Raw genomic sequence first — 25,358 nt, forward strand, 5'->3', positions numbered from 1 at the left:
ACGAACATGGTCCGCGCCGCCATCCTGCCCGCCGTCGGAGCTCCGCTGGAGATAAGGGAGATCGTGCTGCCCGATCCAGGCCCCGGGCAGGTCCGGGTACGGCTCACCGCAGCCGGGGTCTGCCACTCCGACCTCTCCCTCACCAACGGCACCATGCGGGTCCCCGTCCCCGCCGTCCTCGGCCACGAGGGCGCGGGCACGGTCCTCGCGGTGGGCGAGGGCGTCACCCACGTCGCCCCCGGCGACGGGGTCGTACTCAACTGGGCCCCGTCCTGCGGGCAGTGCCACCACTGCGGCATCGGCGAAGTGTGGCTCTGCGCCGACGCGCTCACCGGGGTCGGGGCCGTCTACGCGCACGACGCGCAGGGCGCCCCGCTCCACCCCGGGCTGAACGTGGCCGCCTTCGCCGAGGAGACCGTCGTCGCGGCCAACTGCGTGCTGCCCGCACCCGCCGGGATCCCGCTCGCCGAGGCCGCCCTGCTCGGCTGCGCCGTGCTCACCGGCTACGGCGCCGTGCACCACAGTGCCCAGGTCCGCCCCGGCGAATCCGTCGCCGTCTTCGGAGTCGGCGGGGTCGGCCTGGCCGCGCTCCAGGCCGCGCGCATCGCGGGGGCGGCCCCGATCGTGGCCGTGGACGTCTCCCCGGCCAAGGAGGAGCTGGCGCGGGCGGCCGGAGCCACCGAGTTCGTGCTCGCCTCCGACACCACGGCGAAGGAGATCCGGGCCCTCACCGGCGGCCGGGGCGCGGACGTCGCCGTGGAGTGCGTGGGCCGGGCCGAGACCATTCGGGGGGCCTGGGAGTCCACCCGGCGCGGGGGCCGCACCACGGTCGTCGGCATCGGCGGCAAGGAGCAGCAGGTCACCTTCCACGCCCTGGAGATCTTCCACTTCGCCCGCACCCTCACCGGCTGCGTCTACGGGAACAGCGACCCCGCCCGCGACCTCCCGGTGATCGCCGAACACGTCCGCGCGGGCCGCCTCGACCTCGGCGCCCTGGTCACCGACCGCATCACCCTCGACGGCATCCCGGCGGCGTTCGACGCGATGCTGGCGGGCAAGGGCGGCCGCTCCCTGGTCGTCTTCTAGGCAGCACCCGGGCGGCATCCAGGCCGACCCGGCCCGGCGGGACACCCCACCGGGCCGAGTCGGCAGGAGAGCGGCTATGCACGGAGGGCGCCCCGCGCGCCGTAGTCCCGCAGCACGATGTTCTCGGCCGTCCTGCGGGCGATCTTCGCGGCCATGTTCTTCCCGGGCAGGTAGGGCATGACCTTGCTGTAGCGGTTGAGCAGCCCCGCCATGAAACGGCTTCCGGGGACCATGAGCTGCGCCACGCCGTCGCCCATCTTCCGGCAGCCCTCCGCGTACTCCCGCAGCGCCTCCTCGTAGCGGCCGAAGGCGACCCGGTGGTCGCCGCCGGCGGTCGCCAGTTCCCCCGCCAGGACGTACGCCCCGACCAGCGCGAGCCCCGTACCCATGCCCGAGAGCGAAGAAGGGCAGTAGGCGGCGTCGCCGACCAGGGCGATCCGGCCCCGGCTCCAGGAGTCCATCCGGACCTGCCCGACCGCATCGAAGTAGAAGTCGGGCGCGTAGCGCATGTCCCGCAGCAGCCGGTCGCACTCCCACCCGGTGCCGGCGAACTGCTCGGCGAGGACGGCCTGCTGCCGCGCCACCTCGCGCCGGCCGAGGTCCAGCGCCGGAGAGGCGAAGTAGAAGACGGCCTTGGCCTCGGTGTTGTTGCGGGCGCTGTACATCGCGACGAGCTTGCCCGCGGTGCGGTAGGCGTGTCCGGTGCGGTCGAGCCCGAGGTGGTTGGCCGTGGTGAAGATCGCGCAGTGGACCCCGAGGTGCTTCACGAACCGGTCCTCCGGCCCGAACGCCAGGCGGCGGGTGTCCGAGTGCATTCCGTCGGCCCCGATCACCAGGTCGAACCGGCGCGGGGCGCCCCGTTCGAAGGTGACGGCGACGCCGTCGGCGTCCTCGGTGAGGGAGGTGACGGAGTCGCCGAAGACGTACTCCGTGTACGGCGCGGTCGCGTCGTAGAGGATCCGCGCCAGATCGCCCCGGAGGATCTCGACGTCCCCGGCGAACAGGTCGGCCGGCAGTTTCGCCTGCACCTTGCCCGCGCTGTTGACGTAGGACATGGAGCCCGTGCCGGTCCGGGCGCCTTCGACGGCGTCCAGGATGCCCATGCCGCGCAGCACCGACAGGTGCGCCTCGCCCCGGAAGTCGACGGCGTAGCCGCCGTCGCGCAGTGCGGGGGCGCGTTCCACGATCGTGGGGTTGAAGCCGTGGCGGTGGAGCCAGTAGGCGAGCGCGGGGCCCGCGACGGAGGAGCCGGAGATGAGGACGTCGAGGTTCTTCATGCGGCGACCTTCCCGGGGAGCGCTCACCGCACGCTCACCGCCGGCTCACCTCGCACACCGACCGGCTCACCTCGCACACCGACCGGCCCACCGCGCTCGCGGACCTCGCCGCGCTCGCGGACCGGCTCGCCGCGCTCGCCGAGCGGGTCAGCCCGCCGGGCCCGCCGACCCGACCACGCTGCCCACTACGTCCTCGGGGACGCCCAGCAGCCGGAGCACCTCCAAGGTGTCGGCGCCCATCACGGCCGCTCCCTCCGCGGCCTCCCGGTAGTGCTCCCGGGCCGCGGCGCGGTCGCCGCGCGCCTCGGCGACGCGGCCGAGCCCGGCGAGCGTACGGACCCGGGTCGCGACGCTCTTGACCCAGTGCGGGTCGACCCGCTCCAGCGCCTCCGCGTACAGCCGCTGCGCCTCCGGCAGGTCCGCGTCGAGCACGGCCAGGTCGCCGAGGCCGCGCAGGGCCGCCGCCAGGCCGGTGGAGCTGCCGGCCCGGCGGGCGAGGGCGGCCGCCCTGCCGTAGTCGGCCCGGGCCGCCGCCGGGTCTTCGCCGACGAGGTGGTCGCCCCGGTTGACCAGCAGATCCGCGCTGTCCTCCAGGGCGTCGAGCTGTTCCGTGAGTACGAGGGCCTCGTCGGTCAGCGCGATCGCCCGCGCCCGGTCGCCGCGCCCACCCGCCAGGCCTGCCAGCGTGTCCAGGGCCAGCGCGGTGCCCCAGCGGTCACCGAGTGCGCGGAATTCCTCCACGGCCGCGCCGAACTCCCGGCCGGCCCGTTCGGTGTCCCCCTCGCCGAGCGGCCCGAATCCCGACACGTACCGGGCGGCGGCCCGCGCCCACGGCTCGGAGCAGTCGCGCTGCGACGAGACGAGATCGAAGGCGCAACGCGGGTCGGCCTCGCCCGCGTTCCGCATCATCCACAGGAACAGGGCGACGGGATGGCGGCCCGGCCGGTCGCCCGGCCACGCCGCGGCCAGGGACGACCCGGCCGCCGCCCGGTGACGCTGCCACACCGGCCGCCCGCCGGCGCCGGACGCCGCCAGTAGCACGCACAGGACGTACCCCTCGCCGAGCCCGGCCGGCGGGACGCCGCCCGAGGCATCGCCGGGGGCGTCACCAAGCCCGCCGTCCACCCCGCCGTCCACCCCGCCGACCACCCCGCCGCCCAGGGCATCCAGCAGCGCGATGGCCTGCGGCGCGACCGACGCGGCCACGCCCCGGATCCACAGGTAGTGCGAGGCCGCGGCGAGCAGCTCCAGGCCCGCCTCCACGTTCCGCGACTCGACCGCCAGGCCCAGGGCCGCCAGGAAGTTGCCGTGCTCGGCCGTGAGGACGGGCAGCCACTCCAGCTGCTCCGCCCGCCGAAGGTGCGGGTCGGCGGTCCGCACCAGTTCCAGCAGCCACCGGGCGTGGGCGAGCCGTACGGAGTCCCGTTCGCCCGCCGCGTCGAGGCGTTCACCGCCGTACGCGCCGATCGTCTCCAGCATCCGGTAGCGGCCGCCCGCCAGCTCCAGCAGCGATTTGTCGACCAGCGATTCCAGCAGTTCCTCGTCGGCGCCGCACACCCGCAGCGCGGCCCCGGCCGTCGCGCCGCCGGCGAAGACCGTGAACCGCCGGGCGGCCCGCTGCTCGGCCTCCGACAGCAGCTCCCAGCTCCACGCGACCACCGAACGCAGCGTCCGGTGCCGCCCGTCGGCCGTACGGCTGCCGCGCGCCGCGACCCCGAGCCGGTCGTCCAGCCGTCCCGCGAGGTCCTCGACGTCCAGGGTCCTGATGCGCGCCGCCGCGAGCTCGATGGCCAGCGGCAGGTCGTCCAGGGCCGCGCAGATGCGCCGTACGACCAGGGGGTCGGCGGTGAAACCGCGCCGCACGGCTCGCGCCCGGTCCGTGAAGAGGCGTACGGCCGCGTCGCCGTCGAGGGGCCGCACCTGCCGGATGCTCTCACCGATGATGCCGAGCGGCTCCCGGCTCGTCGCCAGGACGCGCAGCCGGGGGCAGGCGGCCAACAGGCGTGCCGCCAGCGCCGCGACCTCGTCGACGACGTGCTCGCAGTTGTCCAGTACGAGCAGCAGCATCCGGTCGGACAGCGCCGCCAGCAGCCGGTCGACCGGCGACTGCCCGCCGTCGCCCAGGGTGAGCCCGTTCTCGCGCAGACCGAGCGCGCCGAGCAGTGCCTGCGCCACTCCCGTACCGTCGCGCAGCGGAGCCAGTTCCACGAAGCACACTTCGTCGGCCAGGGCGCCCGCCACCTCGACGGACAGCCTGGTCTTGCCCACGCCGCCGGGGCCGGTCAGCGTGACCAGCCGGGCCACCCGCAGCAGCCCCGCGACCTCGGACACCTCGTTGCCGCGGCCGACGAACGCCGTCAGCTGGGCGGGCGGTGCGGCGGGCGCGGGGGAGGGGTCGGCGCTCAGCAACTCCCGGTGCAGTGCCACCAGTTCCGCCGACGGATCGGCGCCCAGCTCCTCGGCCAGGTGCCGTCTGGCCTCCTCGAACACCACCAGCGCGGCGGCCTGCGCGCCCTCTGCGAACAGTGCCCGCATCAGCAGCCCCGCCGCCCGTTCGCGCAGCGGATGGAGGCCGACCAGCTCGCGCAGCTCCGGTACGGCGGCGTGGTGCCCGCCGAGCAGGCACTCGGCCTCGATCCGGTCCTCGAGCGCGCCGAGCCGGCGTTCCTCCAGCCGTACGGCGGCGGGCCGGGCGGGCTCGCTCTCGGTGAGGCCGTCCAGCGCAGGCCCCCGCCACAGCTCCAGGGCCTCGCGCAGCAGAGCCGCCGCCCGTTCGGCTTCCCCGGAGCGCAGCGCGGCCCGCCCTTCCTGGGCCAGCCGCTCGAACCGGCACGCGTCCACGTCGTCCCGCGCCACCACGATCCGGTAGCCCGCCCCGGCCTGCTCGATGGCGGCCGCCGTGCCGAGGGCCTTGCGCAGCCTCGACACCTGGGACTGCAGGGCGTGCGCCGACAGTGCTCCGGCCGGGTCGAGGGCGTCGGCCAGCCGGTCCGCCGAGACGGCCTCCCCCGGGTTCAGCAGGAGCAGGGCCAGCAGGGCGCGGCGGGCCGGTCCGCCCAGCGGCACCTCGGTGCCGTCGTCGTGCCACGCCCGGGTCTCGCCGAGTATTCCGAACAGCATGTCGGTGATTATCCACCGGAGTTGACCGGGAGCCGGTCCGCACATCGCCAGCGGGAGTCGATCCCGGGCCCGTCCGCAGGGGATGCGGACCGGTCAGGCGTGGGCGATCGGGCCGAGGTAGGTTCCGCCCGACACGTCGATGGTCTGGCCGGTCACCCACCGGCCCTGCGGACCCGCCAGGAATCCGACGACGTCGGCTACGTCCTCGGGTTCGCCGAGCCGGCCGAGGGCGGTGATCGATTCGAGCCCGGCGACCACCTCGGGGATGGAGGTGTAGCCGGCGGTCATGTCGGTCCGGATCGCGCCGGGTGCCACGGTGTTCACCGTGATGCCCCGGCTGCCGAGCTCGTTGGCCAGCGACGGGGTCATCGACTCCAGCGCCGCCTTGCTGATGGTGTAGCCGATCTGGGTGGAGACCGCGAACCGGCTCGCCGTCGAGCCCATGTTGACGATGCGGCCGCCGTCGTTCATGAGGGGCAGCGCGCGCTGGACCACGAAGAACGGCGTGCTGACGTTGATCGCGAGCAGTCGGTCGAGCTCCTCCTGCGTCACCTGCGCGATCGAGTTGCCCGAGATGATGCCCGCGTTGTTGACCACGATGTCCAGCCCGCGGCCCGCCAGCCCCGCGGTCAGGCCTTCGAACAGCCGGTCCACGGCGCCGTCCTCGCCGAACCGGGCCCGCACGGCGAACGCCCGGCCGCCCGCCTCCTCGATCGCGGCCACGGTCTCCTCGGCCGCCTCGTCGTTACTGCCGTAGTGGACCGCGACCAGCGCGCCCTCGGCGGCGAGGCGCAGCGCCACCGCCCGGCCGATCCCGCGGGATCCGCCCGTCACCAGCGCCGTCTTGCCCGCCAGGTCGCCCGTCAGAATGCTCGTCACGATGCCCATGGCCTGCTCCTCGTCAGCGGCCGGTCCGCGGTGGATCCGGCGATGAGGGAACAGTGGCCGCCCCCGCTCACCGCCTGCTCACCGCCCGCTCACCGGGCCCCGGACGGGCTCGAACCAGCCCTGGAACCAGCCCTCGAACCGGGTCGAGCGCCCGCCCGGCCCCGCCCTCGAACCGGCCCTGCGCCGCCCCCGCACACGTCGGCCGGGTCTTCCGTCAGCGGGCGGTTTCGCGCAGCGCCTCGTACTGCAGGGCCAGCCCGTCCAGGAGGGCCGTCAGCCCCGTCTCGAACGCGCCCTCGTCCACCTCGCGGCGGCGTTCCGCCAGGAGGTGCGCCTGGCCCAGGTGGGGGTAGTCCGCCGGGTCGTACGCCGTCTCGTCGTCCACGAAACCACCGGCGAACGAGGCCACCGCCGAGCCGAGGATGAAGTACCGCATCAGCGCGCCGATCCGGGTCGCCTGCCCCGGGGGCCAGCCCGCCGCCGTCATCGCGCCGAACACCGCGTCCGCCAGCCGCAGGCCGGCCGGCCTGCGGCCCGGGCCCCGCGCCAGCACCGGCACGATGTTCGGATGGTCCGACAGGGCGTCCCGGTAGGAGTGCGCCCACGTGTGCAGCGCCCCCCGCCAGTCCCCGGCGTCCTCGAACATCGACAGGTCGACCCGCGCGCTCACCGCGTCCGCGACCGCCTCCAGGATCTCGTCCTTCGTCCGGAAGTGGTTGTACAGCGACGGCCCGCTGACGCCCAGCGCAGCCGCCAGCCGCCGCGTCGACACCGCCTCCAGCCCCTCCGCGTCCACCAGTGCACCGGCCGCCTCGACGATGCGGGCTCTGCTGAGGAGGGGCTTGCGCGGTCTGGCCATGCGCCACATAGTAGGGCCTGCCCGCCATAAACTACCGGTGCTAGTTAACCGGAGGGCGAGGCGGCCGCGGACGACCCACGACACGCCCGGAGGTGCCCGGTGGACATGGAGCTGAGCGAGGAGCAGGCCGCCGTACGCAGGCTCGCCCGCGAGTTCACCGAGCGCGAGGTGGCCCCGTACGCCGCCGACTGGGACCGTGCCGAGAGCGTGGACCGGGCGATCGTGAAGAAGCTCGGCGCCCTCGGCTTCCTCGGCCTGACCGTCCCCGAGGAGTACGGCGGCTCCGGCGGCGACCACCTCGCCTACGTCCTGGTCACCGAGGAACTCGGCCGCGGGGACTCCTCCGTGCGCGGCATCGTCTCCGTCTCCCTCGGCCTCGTCGCCAAGACCGTCGCCGCCTGGGGGACCGAGGAGCAGAAGAACGACTGGCTGCCCCGGCTGTGCTCCGGCGACGCCCTCGGCTGCTTCGGCCTGACCGAGCCCGGGACCGGCTCCGACGCCGGCAGCCTCACCACCCGCGCCGTGCGCGAGGGCGACTCGTACGTCGTCACCGGCGGCAAGACCTTCATCACCAACGGCACCTGGGCCGACGTGGTGCTGCTCTTCGCCCGCACCGACGACCGGCCGGGACACCGCGGGATCTCCGCCTTCCTCGTGCCCACCGACACCCCCGGACTCACCCGCCGCGAGATCCACGGCAAGCTCGGGCTGCGCGGCCAGGCCACCGCCGAACTCGTCTTCGACGGTGTCCGCGTGCCCGCTTCCGCGATGCTCGGCCCCGAGGGCAAGGGTTTCTCGGTCGCCATGTCCGCGCTGGCCAAGGGGCGGATGTCGGTCGCCGCCGGGTGCGTCGGCATCGCCCAGGCGGCCCTGGACTCCGCCGTCTCCTACGCCGCTCAGCGCGAGCAGTTCGGCAAGCCGATCGCCCACCACCAGCTGGTCCAGGAACTGATCGCCGACATCTCCGTCGACGTGGACGCGGCCCGACTGCTGACCTGGCGGGTCGCCGACCTCATCGACCGGGGGCAGCCCTTCGCCACCGAGTCCTCCACCGCGAAGCTCTTCGCCTCCGAGGCCGCCGTGCGCGCCGCGAGCAACGCCCTCCAGGTCCACGGCGGTTACGGCTACATAGACGAGTACCCGGCCGGCAAACTGCTGCGCGACGCCCGCGTGATGACCCTGTACGAGGGCACGAGCCAGATCCAGAAGCTCCTCATCGGCCGTGCCCGCACGGGGGTTTCGGCCTTCTGAGTACGTACGTGAGTACGCGCACCCATGTGCCCGCGGCGCCCCCGCCCGAAGCTGGACCCATGAACGAGACACCGGTCAAGCAGCAGAACACGGGAGCCTTCTACGCCCAGGCCGTCGCCTCCTTCGGCGTCGCCACCGCCGCCGTGGCCCTGGGGATCTACAACCTGGACACCAACGCCTGGGTCCGGTCCTTCCTCGGCATCGCGGTGCTCTACCTGACGACCTCGGCCTTCACCCTCGCCAAGGTGATCCGCGACCGCCAGGAGGTCGGCCAGATCGTCAGCCGGGTCGACCAGGCCCGGATGGAGAAGATCATGACGAACTACGACCCCTTCGCTCCGAAGCAGCCCGGGGCCCAGGATCGCTAAGCGCTTGCTCACCCTCCGGTAAGGTGTTCATTCCTACAAGGCGAAGAGGGTGAGCGAGCGATGGACAGCGCGGAAACCGGCGGCTACCGGCCGTGGTCGGAGGTCACCCCCGACGCGGCGAGGCGGCTGCTCGTGGCCGCCGTCGACGCCTTCGCCGAGCGCGGCTACCACGCCACCACCACGCGTGACATCGCGGGCCGTGCCGGGATGAGCCCGGCCGCGCTCTACATCCACTACAAGACCAAGGAAGAGCTGCTCCACCGGATCAGCCGGATCGGCCACGACAAGGCCCTCGAGATCCTGACCTCGGCCGCCGAGGGGCCCGGCTCCGCCGCGCAGCGGCTCGACGCCGCCGTGCGCTCCTTCGTGGGATGGCACGCGGCGCACCACACCACCGCGCGCGTGGTCCAGTACGAGCTCGACGCTCTCGCTCCGGAACACCGCTCCGAAATCGTCATGCTGCGCCGGCAGAGCGACGCCGCCGTCCGCCGCATCCTGGCCGACGGGGTCACGACGGGTGAGTTCGACGTCCCCGACGTGCCGGGCACCACCCTCGCCGTGCTCTCGCTGTGCATCGACGTGGCCCGCTGGTTCAGCGCGGCCGGCAACCGCACGCCCGACGAGGTCGGCGCGCTCTACGCCGACCTCGTGCTCCGCATGGTGGGCACCCGCCCGGGCGCCGTCCCTCAGAAGTAGTAGCGGGACACGGACTCCGCCACGCACACCGGCTTGTCGCCGCCCTCGCGCTCCACCGTGACGGTCGCCGTGACCTGCACGCCGCCGCCCGCCTCGGTGACCTCCGTGATCACGGCGGTGGAGCGCAGCCGTGAGCCGACGGGCACCGGTGCCGGGAAGCGCACCTTGTTCGTCCCGTAGTTGATGCCCATCCGCATGCCCTCGACGCGCATGATCTGCGGCACCAGGCTGGGCAGCAGCGACAGGGTCAGGTAGCCGTGCGCGATGGTCGAACCGAAGGGTCCGTCCGCCGCCCGCTCCGGGTCCACGTGGATCCACTGGTGATCGCCCGTGGCGTCCGCGAAGAGGTCGATCCGCTTCTGGTCCACCTCCAGCCAGCCGCTCGGGCCGAGCGGCTCGCCGATCCCGGCGCGCAGCTCCTCGGCGGACGTGAAGACCCTCGGCTCGGCCATGCCCTGCTCCTACCTGTCGGTGCACATGAACAGACGAATAAGCGTTTGCTCAGCATGCTGGGACCGTATGTGTATGTCAACGGACCTCCGACTACGCTCGGCCGGGTGCCGCAGATTCCCGAGAACGTCCACGAACTCACCGTCGGCCAGTTGTCCGCCCGCAGCGGCGTCGCCGTCTCAGCGCTCCACTTCTACGAGACGAAGGGCCTGATCAACAGCCGCCGCACCACCGGAAACCAGCGCCGCTACACCCGCGACGCCCTGCGCCGGGTCGCCTTCGTACGCGCCGCACAGCGCGTGGGGATCCCCCTCGCCAGCATCCGCGAGGCACTGGCACGGCTCCCCGAGGAACGCACCCCCAACCGCGAGGACTGGGCCCGCCTTTCGGAGGCCTGGCGCAAGGAGCTCGACGAGCGGATCAGCCGACTCCGCCGCCTGCGCGACCACCTGACGGACTGCATCGGCTGCGGCTGCCTCTCGATGAAGACCTGCGCCCTGTCCAACCCGGACGACGTCATCGGCGAACGGGTCACCGGATCCCGCCTCTAGAACCTCCCGCCCGGTCCCGGGTCCGCCGTCTCCCGCAGCGCCACCCGGGCCGCCGCCACCAGTTCCGCGTTCGACCGGGCCGGCCGCCCGTCCGGCAGGTGCAGTACGTCGCCCGCGCCCGTCCGCGCGCCCGTGCCGCACCGCCCGGCCAGCCGCAGCACCGGCCACGCGGCGGCATCCCGCCCGAACAGCAGCACCTCCACCGGGGGCAGCCCGGGCAACCCGGCCACCAGCGACGGATCGGCCGAGGCGAGCTCCGCGACCAGCCGAACCCGGCCCGGCTCGCGCACCGGCCAGGCCAGGAACCGCGCCATCGGATCCGGCCCGACCGGCCCGCCCAGCGGCACCACCGCGTCCACCGCCACACCCCGCTCCAGCAAGGCCGCCGCCAGCTCCCGCGCCCCCGGCTCCGCGAAGTGCACCACCGCCCGGTCCGGCAGCACCGTCCACGACCGCACCCGCTCCAGCCGCTCCGCAGCACCGGGCTCGGCCGCGACGGCCGCCGGCACCACCAGCGGTACGCCGGCCCCCGCGCCCCGCAGCGTCTCCAGCAGCGGCCCGACCACGCGGGGCGAGAGGCTCTCCCGCCCGCACGGGGTCCTCGGGTGCACCAGCACCTCCCCGGCCCCCGCGGCGACCGCAGCCAGCGCCGCCCCCGCCAGGTCGGCCGGGGACAAGGGCACGGCCGGGCCGTCGGCGGCGCTCCGGGCGCCGTTCACCGACGCCAGCAGCACCGGCGTCACGCGGCCCCGGCCCGCACGGAAGCCGACGGACCTGCCGGAGCCCCCGAAGCCGAGGGGGCGCCCGCCAGCGCCGGTCTGGGCACCACGATCCCGCAGCCCGCGCACACCGGCCCGTCCCACGCCCAGGCCCCTTCCCAATGGCCGACCCGCACCACCGCCGGCCACCGCAGCTCGCTCTCCCCGCACACCGGGCATCCCGTACCCGGCTCCGACTCAAGCGCCTTCACCAGCCGCCGCAGCACCTCGCCCAGCGTCCCCTCGGGCCGCACCCCCGGGTCCGCGCACCGCACCACCGCGTCCCCGCTGCCGCCCCACGCCCACTCCGGCCGGCGCAGCCCGTCGTGCTTCTCCCGGCGCCGCCGTTCCGCGAACTGCCGTTCGTACTCGAGCCACACCGCCCGCGCGTCCTCCAACTCCTCCAACGCGGCCACCAGCCGCAGCGGATCGGCCCCCCGGTCCTCGGGGGCGATCCCGTGCCGGTCGCACAGGTGCCACCACGTGGCCCGGTGCCCGTACGGCGCGAACCGCTCCAGACAGCGGCGCAGCGAATGGCGCCGCAGGGCCCTGTCGTTGCGCGCGTCGCGCACCTGGTAGGCCAGACTCCGGAAACCCGCCATCACACTTTCACCTCCACCTGCACCGATGTGCCCAACATGCCCGGCGGGCAGCGGGCGCATGCAGGGCGGACGAGGCGTGCGGGTGGCACATGGCCGGAACTCAGCGCCCCATGCGCCCCGCGACGACCACGAGTTCGGCCAGCTCGGCGTGGCAGATGTCGCTGTGCGCCCCCGAAGGGGCCCCGCCGCGCCGCACGACGGAACCGGCGTCCACGCTGACACACCCTGACGTCGGCAACCCCCCGCGCAGGGCCCCGTCCAGCGAGAGCCGCGGTGCGCCCGGTACCGCCTGCACGCCGTCGTGCCCGATCGCGCCCCACCGTTCGTCGAAACCGAGCAGACCGGCCGAATCCCCGGCCATCCGGGAGGCCAGCGGGTAGAACACCTTCAAGGCCGAGTCGTACGGGGAATGGCAGGCGACCACCGGTCCGTCCACCCGGCGCTGGAGGCCGCGCAGGGCGCCCCCGTGCCCCTTGTCGTGCGGCAGCCGGTCGCAGAACGCGTAGTGGGAGAAGGCCCCCTGGAGCAGGGTCAGCGACGTGACGTACCGGGCCCCGTCCGGCACCGCGCGCAGCGAGAACGACACCAGGCGGGCCCCGAAGCTGTGCCCGATCAGGTGGACCCGCAGGGCCGGCCGGGCCGCCGCCAGTTCCGCCAGGACGGGACCCAGGCCCCGCTCGCCGACCACCCCGGCCCGCTTCTTCATCTGGTAGTACGAGGCCTGCCGCAGCAGCTCCTTCGCACCGCCCCACAAGCCGCGCAGCCCGCCGCCGACCGTGAGGCCCCGGCCGTCCCCGCCGCAACCGCCCGGTGCCGGACCGCCCGCCTCCACCAGCGCCAGGGCGAGGGACCGGCACACCTCCACGGCGTCCCCGGCGAACAGGGCGGGTACCTCCTGCGACGCCGCCGCGGACCCGCCGTCCACCCCGGCCAGCCGCCGTACGAGCGCACCGAACTCGGTGAACGCCTCCGCGGACTCCGGGCGTTCCTCCAGCAACTCCGCGACCCGGTCGAGCTCCGCGCCGCACCCCGGCCAGAACTCCCCGAGGGCACGGCGGGTGGCGGGGTCGAGCGCCGTGCCGAAGCCGGGCTCCGCGAGCGCGCCGGGCGGGTCGAAGTCCGGTATCGGCTCGTCGGCGAACCGGATCGAGGGCCATACGACCCCCACGTACCCCAGCCGCACCCCCGGCCCCACCAGCCCCGGGAAAGGGGCGAAGAACCGGTCGTAGAGCCGGGTCGAGGTGGAGCGGTCGCTGTTCCAGCCGTGCGCGAAGACCAGCAGATCCGTGGCCTCCATCCGCTCCACCGGCCCGTACGTCGCCCGGTCCGCGTCCCCGTCGGAGTCGAAGGTCAGCTCCGCGTACGGCCCGACGCCGATCCCGGCCACGTTCTCCGCCATGAGGTCCCCCTCCATGCCGTGCATCCGTGTGTGCGCATCCCGTGCGTCCCGCGGATCCAGCATCCTGCGGCCGCCCCCGCCCGGCCATACCCGCGACGCCACCGGCTCAGCCGTAGAGCAGGTACTTCCCGCGCACCGCCTCGAACCGGGCCAGTCCCGCCGCCCAGGCGCCCGCGATCTCCTCCACCCCGGCCCCCGCGTCCACCATCGTCCGCACCCGGTCCGAGCCGGTCAGCTTGTCGATCCAGTGGTCCGCACGCCAGCCGAAGCCGCTCCACGCCCGGCGCGCGGTCACCAGCAGCCCGATCCCGGCCCGGACCGGGTCGAAGGCCTCCCGGTCGTGCACGATCAGCCGGACCCCGCCGCACGTCTTCCCCGCGTGCTTGGAGAAGGACGGGGTGAAGTACGCCTCCCGGAACCACACGCCCGGCAGCCCCAGGGCGTTCGCCGCCTCCGCCCACCGCCGGTCGATCCCCTCCGCGCCCACCACCTCGAAGGGCGTGGTCGTCCCGCGCCCCTCGGAGAGGTTCGTCCCTTCGAACAGGCAGGTGCCGGCGTACGCGAGGGCCGTGTCCGGGGTCGGCATGTTCGGGCTCGGCGGCACCCAGGGAAGCCCGGTCTCGCCGAAGAAGGACCCCCGCCGCCAGCCCGACATCGCGACCGTCCGCAGCCTGACCGGTCCGCCGGTCAGGAACTCGCCGTTGAAGAGCAGTGCCAGCTCGGCCACCGTCATCCCGTGCGCGAGCGCAATCGGCTCCCGGCCCACGAAACTCGCGTACGCGGGCTCCAGCACGGGCCCCGCCGCCCGCCGGCCGCCCACCGGGTTGGGCCGGTCCAGCACCACCATCGCCTTGCCCGCGAGGGCGGCCGCGCGCATGCAGTCGTACAGGGTCCAGATGTAGGTGTAGAAGCGCGCCCCGACGTCCTGGATGTCGAAGACGACGGTGTCCACCCCCGACGCCGTGAACACCTCCGCGAGCCGCGCCCCGCTCGTGTCGTACGTGTCGTACACCGGCAGCCCGGTCGCCGGATCCCGTCCGGCGCCCTCCGAACCGCCCGCCTGGGCCGTCCCCCGGAAGCCGTGCTCGGGCCCGAACACCGCGATCAGGTCCACCCGTTCCTCGGCGTGCAGTACGTCGACCAGGTGGCGGGCGTCCGCGGTGATCCCGGTCGGGTTGGTGACCACCCCCACCTTCTGCCCGGCCAGCACCCCGTACCCGCCCGCGGCGAGCCGCTCGAACCCGGTGCGCACGCGCTCCGCCCGGGGCGCGGCCGCGCCGACCGCCCCCACGGCCCCGGCCGCACCCGCCAGTCCCAGCAGCCCCCGTCGCGACAGACTCATGCGGCCACGCTAGGCCGCGGCCCTCTTCCACCCTGACATACCGACCGGTTAGTCTGCCCGGCATCGGCAGTCGGTGTCCGTCCCCGAAGGGTGATCCCGTGAGCGCGTACCAGGACCAGCGAGTCGTCGTCACCGGCGCGGGCGGCGGCATCGGCGCCGCCCTCGCCCACCGCTTCGCGGCCGAGGGCGCCACGGTGGTGGTCAACGACCTCGACCCCGCCAAGGCCGCCGCGGTGGCCGGGGAGATCGGAGCCCGGGCCATCGCGGTACCCGGCGACGCCTCGGCGATCGTCGCCGAGGCCCGCGAGGCGCTGGGCGGGACGGTCGACGTCTACTGCGCCAACGCCGGACTCGCCTCAGGTGGCGACGCGTTCGCCGACGAGGCCGTGTGGGAGGCCGCCTGGGACGTCAACGTCATGGCGCACGTCCGCGCCGCCCGGCTGCTGCTGCCGCACTGGCTGGAGCGGGGCAGTGGCCGCTTCGTCTCCACCGTCTCGGCCGCAGGGCTGCTGACCATGATCGGAGCGGCCCCGTACAGTGTCACCAAGCACGGTGCGCTCGCCTTCGCCGAATGGCTCTCGCTGACCTACCGCCACCGCGGGGTCCGGGTCCACGCCATCTGCCCGCAGGGAGTGCGCACCGACATGCTGACCGCCGCGGGCTCGGCGGGCGAACTCGTCCTCGCGCCGACCGCGATCGAGCCGGACGCGGTCGCGGACGCACTGTTCGACGGCATGGAGAAGGGCCGGTTCTTGATCCTCCCGCACCCCGAGGTGGCGGACTTCTACGCCGCCCGGGCCACCGACCCGGACCGCTGGCTGAGCGGCATGAACCACCTCCAGCGGAAATGGGAAGCCGAGTGAGCTCCCGCTCCGGCGCCGGCCCCGACCTCGGCTCCCGCCCCGGCCCCGGCTCCCGTTACGCGGCCAAGCCCTGGCTCGGCCTGCTCAGCCCGGCGCAGCGCACCCCCCTCGTGCCGCCGCCCACCGTGCTGCACGCCTTCCGGGAAGCCGTCGCCCGGGCCCCCGAGCGCACCGCGCTGGCGTACTTCGACGGCAGGATCGGCTACGCGCAGGCGGACGCGCTCTCCGACTCGGTCGCCGGCCACCTCGCCGCGCGGGGCGTCCGGCGCGGGGACCGGGTCGCCGTCATGCTCCAGAACACCCCGCACTTCGTGCTCTCCGTACTCGCCGCCTGGAAGGCGGGGGCGGTCGTCGTCCCGCTCAACCCGATGTACAAGTCCGCCGAGGCCGGGCACATCCTGCGCGACTCGGGTGCGGCCGTGCTGGTGTGCGAGGGCGGTGCGTGGGAGGCGTACCTGCGGGAGGCGGTGCGGGGGAGCGGTGTGCGGGCCGTCCTGACCGCGCGGGACACGGACTTCCAGACCCGCAACGACCCCCGGGTCTTCCCCGGGGCGGCCGCCACACCGGCGGGGCTGATGGAAACGCCCGCGGGGCAGGGGGATGCTCACGTACCGGCGGACCCTTCGGCGGTTCGGGAGCCGGTGGTGCTGGACCTGTACGGCGTGGCGCGCGAGGGCCGGGCCGGGCCCGCAGACCCGGGGCTGACCGGGGACGACATCGCCCTCATCGGCTACACCTCCGGCACCAGCGGCACCCCCAAGGGCGCGATGAACCCGCACGGCGCGCTCACCCACAACGCCGTGCGCCAGGTCACCGGCCATCCCGTTCCCGAGGGCGCCGGCTACTTCGCCCTCGCCCCGCTCTTCCACATCACCGGCATGGTCTGCGAGCTCGCCGCCTGCTTCGTCAACGCCGGCACCCTCGTCCTCGCCCACCGCTTCGAGGCCGGAGCCGTCCTCGACGCCTTCCTCGAACACCGCCCCGCCTACACGGTCGGCCCCGCCACCGCCTTCATGGCCCTCGCCGCCCACCCCGCCGTCACCCGGGACCACTTCGCCTCCTTCCAGGTGGTCTCCTCCGGCGGAGCACCCCTCCCGCCCGCGCTCGTCGACCGCCTGCGCACCGCCTTCGGGTTCTACTTGCGCAACGGCTACGGGCTCACCGAAACCACCGCCGCCTCCGCCTCCGTGCCCGTGCACCTCGAAGCCCCCGTCGACCCGGACTCCGGCACCCTCTCCGTGGGGCTGCCCGGCGCCGACACCGTCGTAAGGATCCTCGACGAGCAGGGCGCCGAGGTCCCCTTCGGGGAGACCGGGGAGATAGCGGTCCGCGGCCCCCAGGTCGTGCCCGGCTACTGGGGCCTGCCCGCCGACACCGCCGAGGCCTTCCCCGGGGGCGAGCTGCGCACCGGGGACGTCGGGTTCATGGACGCGGAAGGCTGGCTCTACGTCGTCGACCGCAAGAAGGACATGATCAACGCCTCCGGCTTCAAGGTCTGGCCGCGCGAGGTCGAGGACGTCCTCTACGCGCACCCCGCCGTCCGCGAGGCGGCCGTGGTCGGCGTCCCGGACCCGTACCGCGGGGAGAGCGTCAAGGCGTACGTCAGCCTTCGCCCGGGGGCCTCGGCAGCACCGGAGGAACTCGCCGCGCACTGCGCCGCGCGCCTGGCCGCGTACAAGTACCCGCGTCAGGTGGAGATCCTGCCTGTCCTTCCGAAGACGACCAGTGGCAAGATCCTGCGACGGGAACTGCGCGACCGCGGCTGAAAAGAGTCGGACGGTCGTACGAAGGACTGCGAAGGGAAGGTCAGCGCCATGGCGGCTGCCAAGACGACGGAGCCCGAGGGCACGCACGAAGCGCCGGTACCGCAGCGGCTGCTGGCCGTCGCCACGCGGCTGTTCGCCGAGCGCGGCTACGACCGTACGTCGGTCCAGGAGATCGTCGAGGCGGCCGGGGTCACCAAGGGGGCCTTGTACCACTACTTCGGCTCCAAGGACGATCTGCTGCACGAGGTGTACGCCCGGATGCTGCGCCTCCAGCAGCAGCGGCTCGACGCGGTGGCCGAATCCGACGCGCCCGTCGAGGAGCGGCTGCGCGCGGCGGCCGCGGACGTGGTGGTCACCACCATCGAGAACCTCGACGACGCGATGATCTTCTTCCGGTCGATGCACCAGCTCAGTCCGGAGAAGTACAAGCAGGTCCGGGCGGAACGGCGGCGCTACCACGAGCGCTTCCGGGCACTGGTCGAGGAGGGCCAGCGCACCGGCGTGTTCTCCACCGCCACACCCGCCGACCTGGTGGTGGACTACCACTTCGGGTCCGTGCACCACCTGTCCACCTGGTACCGGACGGACGGCCCGCTCACACCGCAGCAGGTCGCCGATCACCTCGCCGACCTGCTGCTGCGCGCGCTGCGCCCCTGAGTCCGGCCGGGCTCAGACCAGCGGGAGCACCGTGCGGCCCCAGGTCTCCGCGCCCACCCCGGCGCGCGCCCGCCCCCGACGCCCCACCCTGCGGCCCGCCCCCGGCTGGGGTGCCGCTGCGCGGGGCTGGTCCCCTACCCGCCCTTCCTCCCCCAGCTACCGCTGGGAGGTGCCCCCGGTTCCCCGGGGCTCCGCCCCGGACCCCGGTCCTCAAACGCCGGCGAGGCTGGGGGTGTCGCCGGCGGCGGCCCGAGGGTGGTGGTCCGGCGGCGGTCCGAGGGTGGGGTGTGGCGGCGGTGCCTCGCCCGGACCTCGCCGGGAGGCTACAGAAAACGCTTCAGTTCGCGTCGCGCCAGCGACCGCTGGTGGACCTCGTCCGGGCCGTCCGCCAGCCGCAGCGTCCGCGCCGCCGCCCACAGCTCGGCCAGCGGGAAGTCCTGGCTCACCCCGCCCGCGCCGTGCAGCTGCACCGCGTCGTCCAGGATCCGCACCACCGCCCGCGGAGTCGCGATCTTGATGGCCTGGATCTCGGTGTGCGCGCCCTTGTTCCCGGCCGTGTCCATCAGCCAGGCCGTCTTGAGCACCAGCAGCCGCAGCTGCTCCACCGTCACCCGGGCGTCCGCGATCCAGTTCTGGACGACGCCCTGCGCGGCCAGCGGCTTGCCGAACGCCGTACGCTCCACCGCGCGCCGGCACATCAGCTCGACGGCCCGCTCCGCCATGCCGATCAGCCGCATGCAGTGGTGGATGCGGCCCGGCCCGAGCCGCGCCTGGGCGATGGCGAAGCCGGACCCCTCCTCGCCGATCAGGTTCGCCGCCGGGACCCGCACCCCGTCGAAGACCACCTCGGCGTGACCGCCGTGGTCGTGGTCCTCGTACCCGTACACCGTCATCGCGCGCCGCACCTCCACGCCCGGGGTGTCGCGCGGGACCAGGATCATCGACTGCTGGCGGCGCGGATCGGCGCCCTCCGGATCGGTCTTGCCCATCACGATGAAGATCCGGCAATCCGGGTTCATCGCCCCGGAGATGAACCACTTGCGCCCGGTGATCACGTACTCGGACCCGTCCGCCGACCGCTCGATCCGCGTCTCGATGTTCGTCGCGTCCGAGGAGGCCACCTCGGGCTCGGTCATCGCGAACGCGGACCGGATCTCCCCGGCCAGCAGCGGCTCCAGCCACTGCTTCTTCTGCTCCTCGTTCCCGAACTGCGCGAGCAGCTCCATGTTCCCGGTGTCCGGAGCCGCGCAGTTGGTCGCCATCGGCGCCAGGTGCGGGCTGCGGCCGGTGATCTCGGCGAGCGGGGCGTACTGGAGGTTGGTCAGCCCCGCGCCGTACTCGCCGTCGGGCAGGAAGAGGTTCCACAGGCCCTGACGGCGTGCTTCGGCCTTCAGTTCACCGAACACGGCCGGGGTGTCCCAGGGCGAGGCCAGCCGCGCGCGCTGCTCGGCGGCGACGGGCTCCGCCGGGTAGACGTACTCCTCCATGAACGCGAGCAGCCGCCCGCGGAGTTCCTCGGTCCGGGCGTCGAATGCGAAGTCCATGCTGATCGGCTCCTCAGCCTTGCTGCAGTTCGTGGAGGGTGGTCAGGCCGTGCTCGATGAAGACCGGCACCAGCTCGCCGATCCGGTCGAAGCCCGCCCCGACGGTCTGCCCGAGCGTGTAGCGGTAGTGGATGCCCTCGAGGATCACCGCGAGCTTGAACCAGGCGAAGGCCGTGTACCAGGCGATGGCGCCGGTGTCCCGGCCGGAGCGCGCGGCGTACCGTTCGATCAGCTCGGCGGGCGCCGGATGCCCCGGTGCGCCGCTCGTCGTACTGACGGGCGACTCGGTCAGGCCCAGGTCCGAGCTGTACATCACCAGCAGCCCGAGGTCGGTCAGCGGATCCCCGAGCGTGGACATCTCCCAGTCCAGCACCGCCCGGATCGTGTCGTCCGGACCGCCGATCAGTACGTTGTCCAGCCGGAAGTCCCCGTGCACCACGGTCGGCGCGGGGGAGTCGGGCAGCGCCCGGCCGAGCGAGCCGTGCAGCTCGTCGATCCCGGCGAGCTCCCGCCCCCGCGAGGCGGCGAGCTGCTTGCCCCAGCGGCGCAGCTGCCGGTCGAGGAAGCCCTCCGGCCGGCCGAAGTCGCCCAGGCCCACCGCCTCCGGATCCACGGCGTGCAGCTCGACCAGGGTGTCGACCAGGCCCAGCACCGCGCGGCGGGTGCGCTCGGGCCCGATCGCGGCGAGCTGCCCGGCTGTCCGGTACGGCACCCCGTCCACGTACTCCATCATGTAGAACGGCGCCCCGAGCACCGACTCGTCCTCGCACAGCAGCAGCGGCTCCGGCACCGGGACCGCCGTGCCGTGCAGCGCCGCGATCACCCGGTGTTCGCGCCGCATGTCGTGCGCGGTGGCCAGCACATGGCCGAGCGGGGGCCGGCGCACCACCCAGCGGGAGGCCCCGTCGGTGACCTCGTACGTGAGGTTCGAGCGGCCGCCCTCGATCAGCCGGCCGCGCAGCGCCCCGGCCGCGAGGCCCGGCCGCGCCCGGTCGAGATGGCCGCGCAGCCGCTCCAGATCCAGGCCTCGTGGATCGGCTGACGCTGAGGCCGATGCTGACGTCATGCTGCGCACCTCCGTGCGGAGTCGGCGACGGGTGTCCGTGAGCCATCATGCCGACCAGTCGGTATGTCGTCCAGAGTGCAGGCCGAAAGAACTCCCCGGCCCGAGCCGCTGCCCGGACTCCCGGCCGCTGCCCGGACTCCCGGCCCCGGCCCGGGACCGCTCGCCCCGGGCCCCGGACCAGCGCTCGGCGGTCAGGCGTGGCAGAGGATCGGCGTCCCGCCGTTCATCACCGTCATGTCCCGGAGCACCGCCAGGATGTCCAGCGGAACGCCCTCCGGCTCCCCGGCCAGCTCCGCGTACGCCCGGTGCAGGTTCGCCACCAGCCGCTCGCTCTCGCGCCAGGCGGCGAACTCGCCGAGGTCGGCCTGCCGGGCGGCCTCCAGCGGGGTCATCCCCTTGTCCCGGCCCTCCCGGGCGAGCTCGGCCACGTACCGCAGATAGCGCTCGGTGGAGTCGTAGGCCGACGGGTCGGTCAGCGGGCCGTGCCCCGGCACGACCGTCTCCGCGTCCAGCGAGCGCAGCAGCTCCAGCGCCCGCAGCGAACCGGCCAGCGAGCCCATCGCCAGGAACGGGGTGCCCTCGGCGAAGACCAGGTCGCCGGTGAACACCACGCGCTGCCCGGGCAGCCACACGATCGAGTCCCCGGTGGTGTGCGCGACGCCCGGGTGCACGACCTGCACCTCCGTCCCGCCGAGGTGGAGGGCCGTCCGCTCGCTGTACGTCAGATCGGGCGCGGTGATCTCTATCGCGCCGAAGTCCGTCGCGGGCCAGATCATCTCCAGCTGGTGCCCGGCGGCGAGCTGCTCGGCCCGCGCGTTCTCGTGCCCGAGTATCAGCGCCTCGGGGGCGAACAGGCTGTTGCCGTAGGTGTGGTCGCCGTGGTGGTGGGTGTTCACGACGGTGCGGGGGAGCGGCACCCCGGCCGACACGACCGCCTCGCGCAGGGCCAGGGCCCGCCGCTCGGTGGCGGCCGTGTCGACGAGGAGGGTGCGTCCGCCGTCGCTCACGAATCCGGCGTTGTTGAGGCACCAGCCGCCGTCCGGCTGCACGTAGGCGTACACCCCCGGTGCGGGCTGGACGAGGTACGGAACGTCGGCGGTCATCTGCGGTCTCCCCGGGTCGCGTTGACAGGCGCCTCGCATCCTGTCAGCCGCCGCCGCGCCGGGGGCGGGCGGGTGGGGTCAGTGGTCGTCGTAGTGGCCGTCGTGCGCGGCGTGCCGGTGGCCGTCGTGCAGGTAGTCGACGTGGTCCCCGTGCTGCACCGCCTCGTGCCCGCAGTCCGCGCCGTGGGCGTGGTCGTGGCCTTCGTGGGCGGTGTGGCCCGTGGTCTCGCACTCGTCCCAGTGCCCGGAGTGCTCCCGGTGCAGGTGGCCGTCGTGCGCGTAGTCGACGTGGTCGCCGTGCGGGACCGCCCGGTGGCCGCAGCCGGCGCCGTGCGCGTGCTCGTGCGTGCCGTGTTCCTGGTGCAGGGTCGTCATGGCGCCGAGGCTAGTGCGGATCGTCCGGCATCATCCCGCAACACCCGTTGTGTCGCGCCGGTACGAGGAAGCCCGATCATCCGGATCATCCGACCGAAGGGTCAGATGATCACGGTCATCGCGAACACCGCGAGCGCCACCGTGCAGGCGACCGCAGCCACCGCCGCCCGCGGTGCGAGCGTCTGCGGCCGGTCCGTCGCCAGCGCCCGGATGCGCCGGTGCGCCACCCACAGGAACAGCAGCCAGACGAGCGCGATCACCGCCACCCCGGCCAGCTCCACCGGCTTCCCGGACCCGCGCAGCGCCTGCCGCAGGGCGAGCACCGCCACGACCGAGGAGGCCAGCGTCGTGCGCCGCCACGCCAGCCGGGTCCGCTCCGGCTGGAGGCCCGCATCGTGCCCCTCGCCGTACCTGCTCACGCACTCACCGCTTCGTCCAGCCCAGCAGTACGACCGCCACCATCGCCAGCGCCACGATCCCCACGCCCAGGCTCAGCACCACCGGGAACCGCGACAGCGGCAGGTCCTCGCCGTGCCGCATCGCCCGCTCGCACCGCACCCAGTGGTTCACCGCCCGCAGGGCGCACGCCGCGCCCACCGCCAGCAGCGCGAGCGCCATCCCGACCCGCACCCCCCAGCGCAGGTCCGGCAGGAACTGGTCGACCGCGAAGCCGCCGCCGACCAGGGCCAGGGCGGTGCGGATCCAGGCCAGGAAGGTCCGTTCGTTGGCCAGCGAGAAGCGGTAGTCGGGGGTCTCGCCCTCGTCCCTCAGCTTCGAGGGTGCGAACCACAGGCGCACGTCCTTGACGAAGTCGATCACCCGCCCAATGTACGGGGCGTGCTACGCGTTGCGCCGCCGGTACTCCTCCAGCCTCCGGTGCGCCTCCAGCCCGTCCGGCACCCAGGGCCAGTCGCCCCCGGCGACCCGCCGGGCGAGCTCGTCCTCCGTCAGGAAGGCGTGCCACGCGACCTCGGACTCCTGCGGCCGCACGGCCGCCTCGCACCGCACCTCGTGCACGTACGACCACCAGGAGCCGCCCGGGCCCTCGTACAGGAACTTGAACAGCGGCTCCGGCTGCGGCAGTCCGCGTACGCCCAACTCCTCCTCGGCCTCGCGCAGCGCGGCCTCCTCGTAGCTCTCCCCGGCGCCCAGCACCCCGCCCACGAACATGTCGTAGTACGAGGGGAAGACCAGCTTCGACGCGGTCCGCCGGTGCACGAAGATCCGGCCCTCCGCGTCGCGCGCCCGCACGAACACGCAGCGGTGGATCAGCCCCTTCGCATACACCGCGCCCCGCCGGGCCCGCCCGACGACCCGGTCGTCCCGGTCCACCACGTCCAGTACCTCGTCAGCTGCACTCACACGGGTCATCCAACCACCGCTGTTGACTGGTTACCGCTCCGTAGCCAAGGATCTGCCCCACCACCGACGGAGGACGGGTACACGCATGACGTACGACGCAGACGTGATCGTGATCGGAGCCGGGCTCGCGGGTCTCGCGGCGACCGCGGAACTCGTCGACGCGGGGCGCAAGGTCATCCTGCTCGACCAGGAGCCGGAGCAGTCCATGGGAGGCCAGGCGCACTGGTCCTTCGGCGGACTGTTCTTCGTGGACTCGCCCGAACAGCGCCGGATGCGGATCAAGGACAGCAGGGACCTCGCCCTCCAGGACTGGACGGGCACCGCCGGCTTCGACCGCGAGGAGGACGTCTGGGCCCGCCGCTGGGCCGAGGCGTACGTGGACTTCGCGGCCGGCGAGAAGCGTCCCTGGCTGCACGCGCAGGGAGTCCGCTTCTTCCCCGTCGTCGGCTGGGCGGAGCGCGGCGGCTACGACGCCAACGGCCACGGGAACTCCGTCCCCCGCTTCCACATCACCTGGGGCACGGGCCCGGGCCTGGTCGCGCCGTTCGAGCGGAGGGTCCGCGCCGGGGCGGCCCGCGGCCTCGTGCAGCTGAAGTTCCGCCACCGGGTCACCGGCCTGTCCGCCACGGCCGGCGCGGTGGACACCGTCACGGGCGAGATCCTGGAACCCTCGACCGCCGTACGGGGCACCGCCAGCAGCCGCGAGACCACCGGGTCCTTCTCCCTGCGGGCCCAGGCCGTGATCGTGACCAGCGGCGGCATCGGCGGCAACCACGACCTCGTACGCGCGCAGTGGCCGGCCCGGCTCGGCACCCCGCCGGCCCGGATGCTCTCCGGGGTTCCCGCGCACGTGGACGGCCTGATGCTCGGCATCGCCGAGGCGGCCGGCGCCAGCCACGTCAACAAGGACCGGATGTGGCACTACACCGAGGGCATCGAGAACTGGAACCCGATCTGGGCCCGGCACGGCATCCGCATCCTTCCCGGCCCGTCCTCCCTCTGGCTGGACGCGACGGGCAAGCGGCTGCCCGTACCGCTCTTCCCGGGCTTCGACACCCTCGGCACCCTCGACCACATCATGAAGACCGGCCACGACCACACCTGGTTCGTCCTCAACCAGCGCATCATCGGCAAGGAGTTCGGCCTCTCCGGCTCCGAGCAGAACCCCGACCTGACGGGCAAGTCGGTCCGCGACGTCATCGACCGCGCCCGGCAGGCCGTTCCGGGCCCGGTCAAGGCCTTCATGGACAACGGCGCCGACTTCGTCGTCGAACGGGACCTGTCCGCGCTGGTGCGCGGGATGAACGCGGTGACCAAGGAGGACCTCCTCGACGAGGCCGTCGTCCGCGACCAGATCGTGGCCCGCGACCGGGAGATCGCCAACCCCTTCACCAAGGACCTCCAGGTGACGGCGATCCACGGGGCGCGCAAGTACCTCGGCGACAGGCTGATCCGTACGGCCGCCCCGCACCGGATCCTGGACCCCAAGGCGGGGCCGCTGATCGCGGTACGGCTCTCGATCCTGACCCGCAAGTCCCTGGGCGGCCTCCAGACCGACCTCTCCTCGCGGGTCCTGACCCCGGCGGGCGAACCGCTCCCGGGCGTCTACGCGGCGGGCGAGGCGGCGGGCTTCGGCGGGGGCGGGGTGCACGGCTACCGCGCCCTGGAGGGCACGTTCCTGGGCGGCTGCCTCTTCTCGGGCCGAGCCGCGGGCCGCGCGGCGGCCGCCGCCACGTCCTGAGCCCCGCCGCTGTCGGGGGCTCCGCCCCCGAACCCCCGCGCCTCAAACGCCGGCGGGGCTGGATGTGGCTGCTGCCGCCTGCACCCTCCAGCCCGTCCGGCGTTTGAGGACCGGTGTCTGGGGCGGAGCCCCCCCCACGCGGCGGAGCCGCACATTCGGTACGCCGGGAAGGGGCGGGGTGGGGGAACGGCCCCGCGCAGCGGCCCGCCGGCGACGGCCCGCCGGGGCCGGGCG

At 73.9% G+C, this 25,358-nt stretch carries 25 protein-coding genes; 9 read left to right on the forward strand and 16 right to left on the reverse strand.

Annotated features, from left to right (window positions below):
* Positions 1–6 precede the first annotated feature (6 nt).
* Positions 7–1,086, forward strand: a complete 1,080-nt coding sequence (locus ACIGFK_RS30325; protein ID WP_376655935.1) for a Zn-dependent alcohol dehydrogenase — start codon at positions 7–9, stop codon at positions 1,084–1,086.
* 74 nt (positions 1,087–1,160) lie between these two features.
* On the opposite strand, the gene ACIGFK_RS30330 is transcribed toward ACIGFK_RS30325, so the two are convergent.
* From ACIGFK_RS30330 to ACIGFK_RS30345, 4 genes are all read right to left on the reverse strand, one after another.
* Positions 1,161–2,363, reverse strand: coding sequence for an FAD-dependent monooxygenase (locus ACIGFK_RS30330; protein ID WP_386470843.1), 1,203 nt, complete (start codon positions 2,361–2,363; stop codon positions 1,161–1,163).
* A gap of 147 nt (positions 2,364–2,510) precedes the next feature.
* Entirely contained in the window at positions 2,511–5,483 is a 2,973-nt protein-coding gene (locus tag ACIGFK_RS30335; RefSeq protein ID WP_400054385.1) for a BTAD domain-containing putative transcriptional regulator, read from the reverse strand.
* A 93-nt stretch (positions 5,484–5,576) separates the two neighbouring features.
* Positions 5,577–6,371 (reverse strand): SDR family oxidoreductase, encoded by a 795-nt coding sequence (locus tag ACIGFK_RS30340; protein WP_400054388.1) that lies wholly within the window; start codon positions 6,369–6,371, stop codon positions 5,577–5,579.
* Positions 6,372–6,585: 214 nt separating this feature from the next.
* Positions 6,586–7,239 (reverse strand): TetR/AcrR family transcriptional regulator, encoded by a 654-nt coding sequence (locus ACIGFK_RS30345; protein WP_400054390.1) that lies wholly within the window; start codon positions 7,237–7,239, stop codon positions 6,586–6,588.
* A 90-nt stretch (positions 7,240–7,329) separates the two neighbouring features.
* Here ACIGFK_RS30345 and ACIGFK_RS30350 point away from each other — a divergent pair, with 90 nt between their 5' ends.
* From ACIGFK_RS30350 to ACIGFK_RS30360, 3 genes are read left to right on the forward strand one after another with little or no spacing between them, the layout of a single operon-like run.
* Complete coding sequence (locus tag ACIGFK_RS30350; protein WP_400054392.1) at positions 7,330–8,481, forward strand: acyl-CoA dehydrogenase family protein; 1,152 nt, start codon at positions 7,330–7,332, stop codon at positions 8,479–8,481.
* Between the two features lie 59 nt (positions 8,482–8,540).
* Positions 8,541–8,849 carry a YiaA/YiaB family inner membrane protein gene (locus tag ACIGFK_RS30355; protein WP_376655929.1) on the forward strand — a complete coding sequence of 103 codons (309 nt, stop codon included), beginning with the start codon at positions 8,541–8,543 and terminating at the stop codon, positions 8,847–8,849.
* A gap of 60 nt (positions 8,850–8,909) precedes the next feature.
* Positions 8,910–9,545 carry a TetR/AcrR family transcriptional regulator gene (locus ACIGFK_RS30360; RefSeq protein WP_376655928.1) on the forward strand — a complete coding sequence of 212 codons (636 nt, stop codon included), beginning with the start codon at positions 8,910–8,912 and terminating at the stop codon, positions 9,543–9,545.
* Here the strand turns inward: ACIGFK_RS30360 and ACIGFK_RS30365 are convergent.
* The gene (locus ACIGFK_RS30365; RefSeq protein WP_376655927.1) at positions 9,536–9,997 is read right to left on the reverse strand and encodes a MaoC family dehydratase; all 462 of its coding nucleotides are present in this window, start codon (positions 9,995–9,997) and stop codon (positions 9,536–9,538) included. The two genes, ACIGFK_RS30360 and ACIGFK_RS30365, sit on opposite strands and share 10 nt — an antisense overlap.
* 105 nt (positions 9,998–10,102) lie before the next feature.
* Between ACIGFK_RS30365 and soxR the strand changes: the two genes are divergently transcribed.
* Positions 10,103–10,546 (forward strand): redox-sensitive transcriptional activator SoxR, encoded by a 444-nt coding sequence (gene soxR / locus ACIGFK_RS30370; protein WP_376655926.1) that lies wholly within the window; start codon positions 10,103–10,105, stop codon positions 10,544–10,546.
* Here the strand turns inward: soxR and ACIGFK_RS30375 are convergent.
* From ACIGFK_RS30375 to ACIGFK_RS30390, 4 genes are all read right to left on the reverse strand, one after another.
* On the reverse strand, positions 10,543–11,289 hold the full coding sequence (locus tag ACIGFK_RS30375) for a 3-keto-5-aminohexanoate cleavage protein (protein ID WP_400054396.1): 747 nt from the start codon (positions 11,287–11,289) through the stop codon (positions 10,543–10,545). The genes soxR and ACIGFK_RS30375 overlap by 4 nt on opposite strands.
* Positions 11,286–11,906: a hypothetical protein gene (locus ACIGFK_RS30380; protein WP_376655924.1), complete on the reverse strand. Its 621-nt coding sequence runs from the start codon at positions 11,904–11,906 to the stop codon at positions 11,286–11,288. Before ACIGFK_RS30380 ends, ACIGFK_RS30375 begins: the two co-directional genes overlap by 4 nt.
* A gap of 100 nt (positions 11,907–12,006) precedes the next feature.
* Positions 12,007–13,320, reverse strand: a complete 1,314-nt coding sequence (locus tag ACIGFK_RS30385) for a serine-threonine protein kinase (RefSeq protein ID WP_376655923.1) — start codon at positions 13,318–13,320, stop codon at positions 12,007–12,009.
* Positions 13,321–13,411: 91 nt separating this feature from the next.
* A complete protein-coding gene (locus ACIGFK_RS30390) occupies positions 13,412–14,647 on the reverse strand; it encodes an exo-beta-N-acetylmuramidase NamZ domain-containing protein (RefSeq protein WP_386470856.1) in 1,236 nt (411 codons plus the stop codon).
* 98 nt (positions 14,648–14,745) lie between these two features.
* Here ACIGFK_RS30390 and ACIGFK_RS30395 point away from each other — a divergent pair, with 98 nt between their 5' ends.
* From ACIGFK_RS30395 to ACIGFK_RS30405, 3 genes are read left to right on the forward strand one after another with little or no spacing between them, the layout of a single operon-like run.
* Entirely contained in the window at positions 14,746–15,510 is a 765-nt protein-coding gene (locus ACIGFK_RS30395) for an SDR family oxidoreductase (protein WP_400054398.1), read from the forward strand.
* Positions 15,495–17,276, forward strand: coding sequence for a class I adenylate-forming enzyme family protein (locus ACIGFK_RS30400; RefSeq protein ID WP_376655920.1), 1,782 nt, complete (start codon positions 15,495–15,497; stop codon positions 17,274–17,276). The genes ACIGFK_RS30395 and ACIGFK_RS30400 overlap by 16 nt, the downstream gene beginning before the upstream one ends.
* A 48-nt stretch (positions 17,277–17,324) precedes the next feature.
* The gene (locus ACIGFK_RS30405) at positions 17,325–17,933 is read left to right on the forward strand and encodes a TetR/AcrR family transcriptional regulator (protein WP_376655919.1); all 609 of its coding nucleotides are present in this window, start codon (positions 17,325–17,327) and stop codon (positions 17,931–17,933) included.
* Positions 17,934–18,256: 323 nt separating this feature from the next.
* On the opposite strand, the gene ACIGFK_RS30410 is transcribed toward ACIGFK_RS30405, so the two are convergent.
* The 7 genes from ACIGFK_RS30410 to ACIGFK_RS30440 form a co-directional block, all read right to left on the reverse strand.
* Positions 18,257–19,477, reverse strand: coding sequence for an acyl-CoA dehydrogenase family protein (locus ACIGFK_RS30410; RefSeq protein ID WP_386470866.1), 1,221 nt, complete (start codon positions 19,475–19,477; stop codon positions 18,257–18,259).
* Positions 19,478–19,490: 13 nt separating this feature from the next.
* A complete protein-coding gene (locus ACIGFK_RS30415) occupies positions 19,491–20,543 on the reverse strand; it encodes a phosphotransferase family protein (protein ID WP_400054402.1) in 1,053 nt (350 codons plus the stop codon).
* Between the two features lie 191 nt (positions 20,544–20,734).
* Positions 20,735–21,646, reverse strand: a complete 912-nt coding sequence (locus ACIGFK_RS30420) for an MBL fold metallo-hydrolase (protein ID WP_376655916.1) — start codon at positions 21,644–21,646, stop codon at positions 20,735–20,737.
* A gap of 78 nt (positions 21,647–21,724) precedes the next feature.
* Positions 21,725–22,021, reverse strand: coding sequence for a hypothetical protein (locus ACIGFK_RS30425; RefSeq protein WP_376655915.1), 297 nt, complete (start codon positions 22,019–22,021; stop codon positions 21,725–21,727).
* Between the two features lie 101 nt (positions 22,022–22,122).
* Positions 22,123–22,440 carry a DUF202 domain-containing protein gene (locus ACIGFK_RS30430; RefSeq protein ID WP_376655914.1) on the reverse strand — a complete coding sequence of 106 codons (318 nt, stop codon included), beginning with the start codon at positions 22,438–22,440 and terminating at the stop codon, positions 22,123–22,125.
* Between the two features lie 4 nt (positions 22,441–22,444).
* A complete protein-coding gene (locus ACIGFK_RS30435) occupies positions 22,445–22,840 on the reverse strand; it encodes a YidH family protein (protein WP_376655913.1) in 396 nt (131 codons plus the stop codon).
* 21 nt (positions 22,841–22,861) lie between these two features.
* A complete protein-coding gene (locus ACIGFK_RS30440; RefSeq protein WP_400054405.1) occupies positions 22,862–23,392 on the reverse strand; it encodes an NUDIX domain-containing protein in 531 nt (176 codons plus the stop codon).
* 76 nt (positions 23,393–23,468) lie between these two features.
* On the opposite strand from ACIGFK_RS30440, the gene ACIGFK_RS30445 reads away from it, so the two are divergent.
* The gene (locus ACIGFK_RS30445; RefSeq protein WP_376655911.1) at positions 23,469–25,124 is read left to right on the forward strand and encodes an FAD-binding dehydrogenase; all 1,656 of its coding nucleotides are present in this window, start codon (positions 23,469–23,471) and stop codon (positions 25,122–25,124) included.
* The last annotated feature ends 234 nt before the right edge of the window (positions 25,125–25,358 follow it).

Origin of the sequence: Streptomyces sp. NPDC085524, from assembly GCF_044541755.1 — a bacterium.
Taxonomy (GTDB): domain Bacteria; phylum Actinomycetota; class Actinomycetes; order Streptomycetales; family Streptomycetaceae; genus Streptomyces.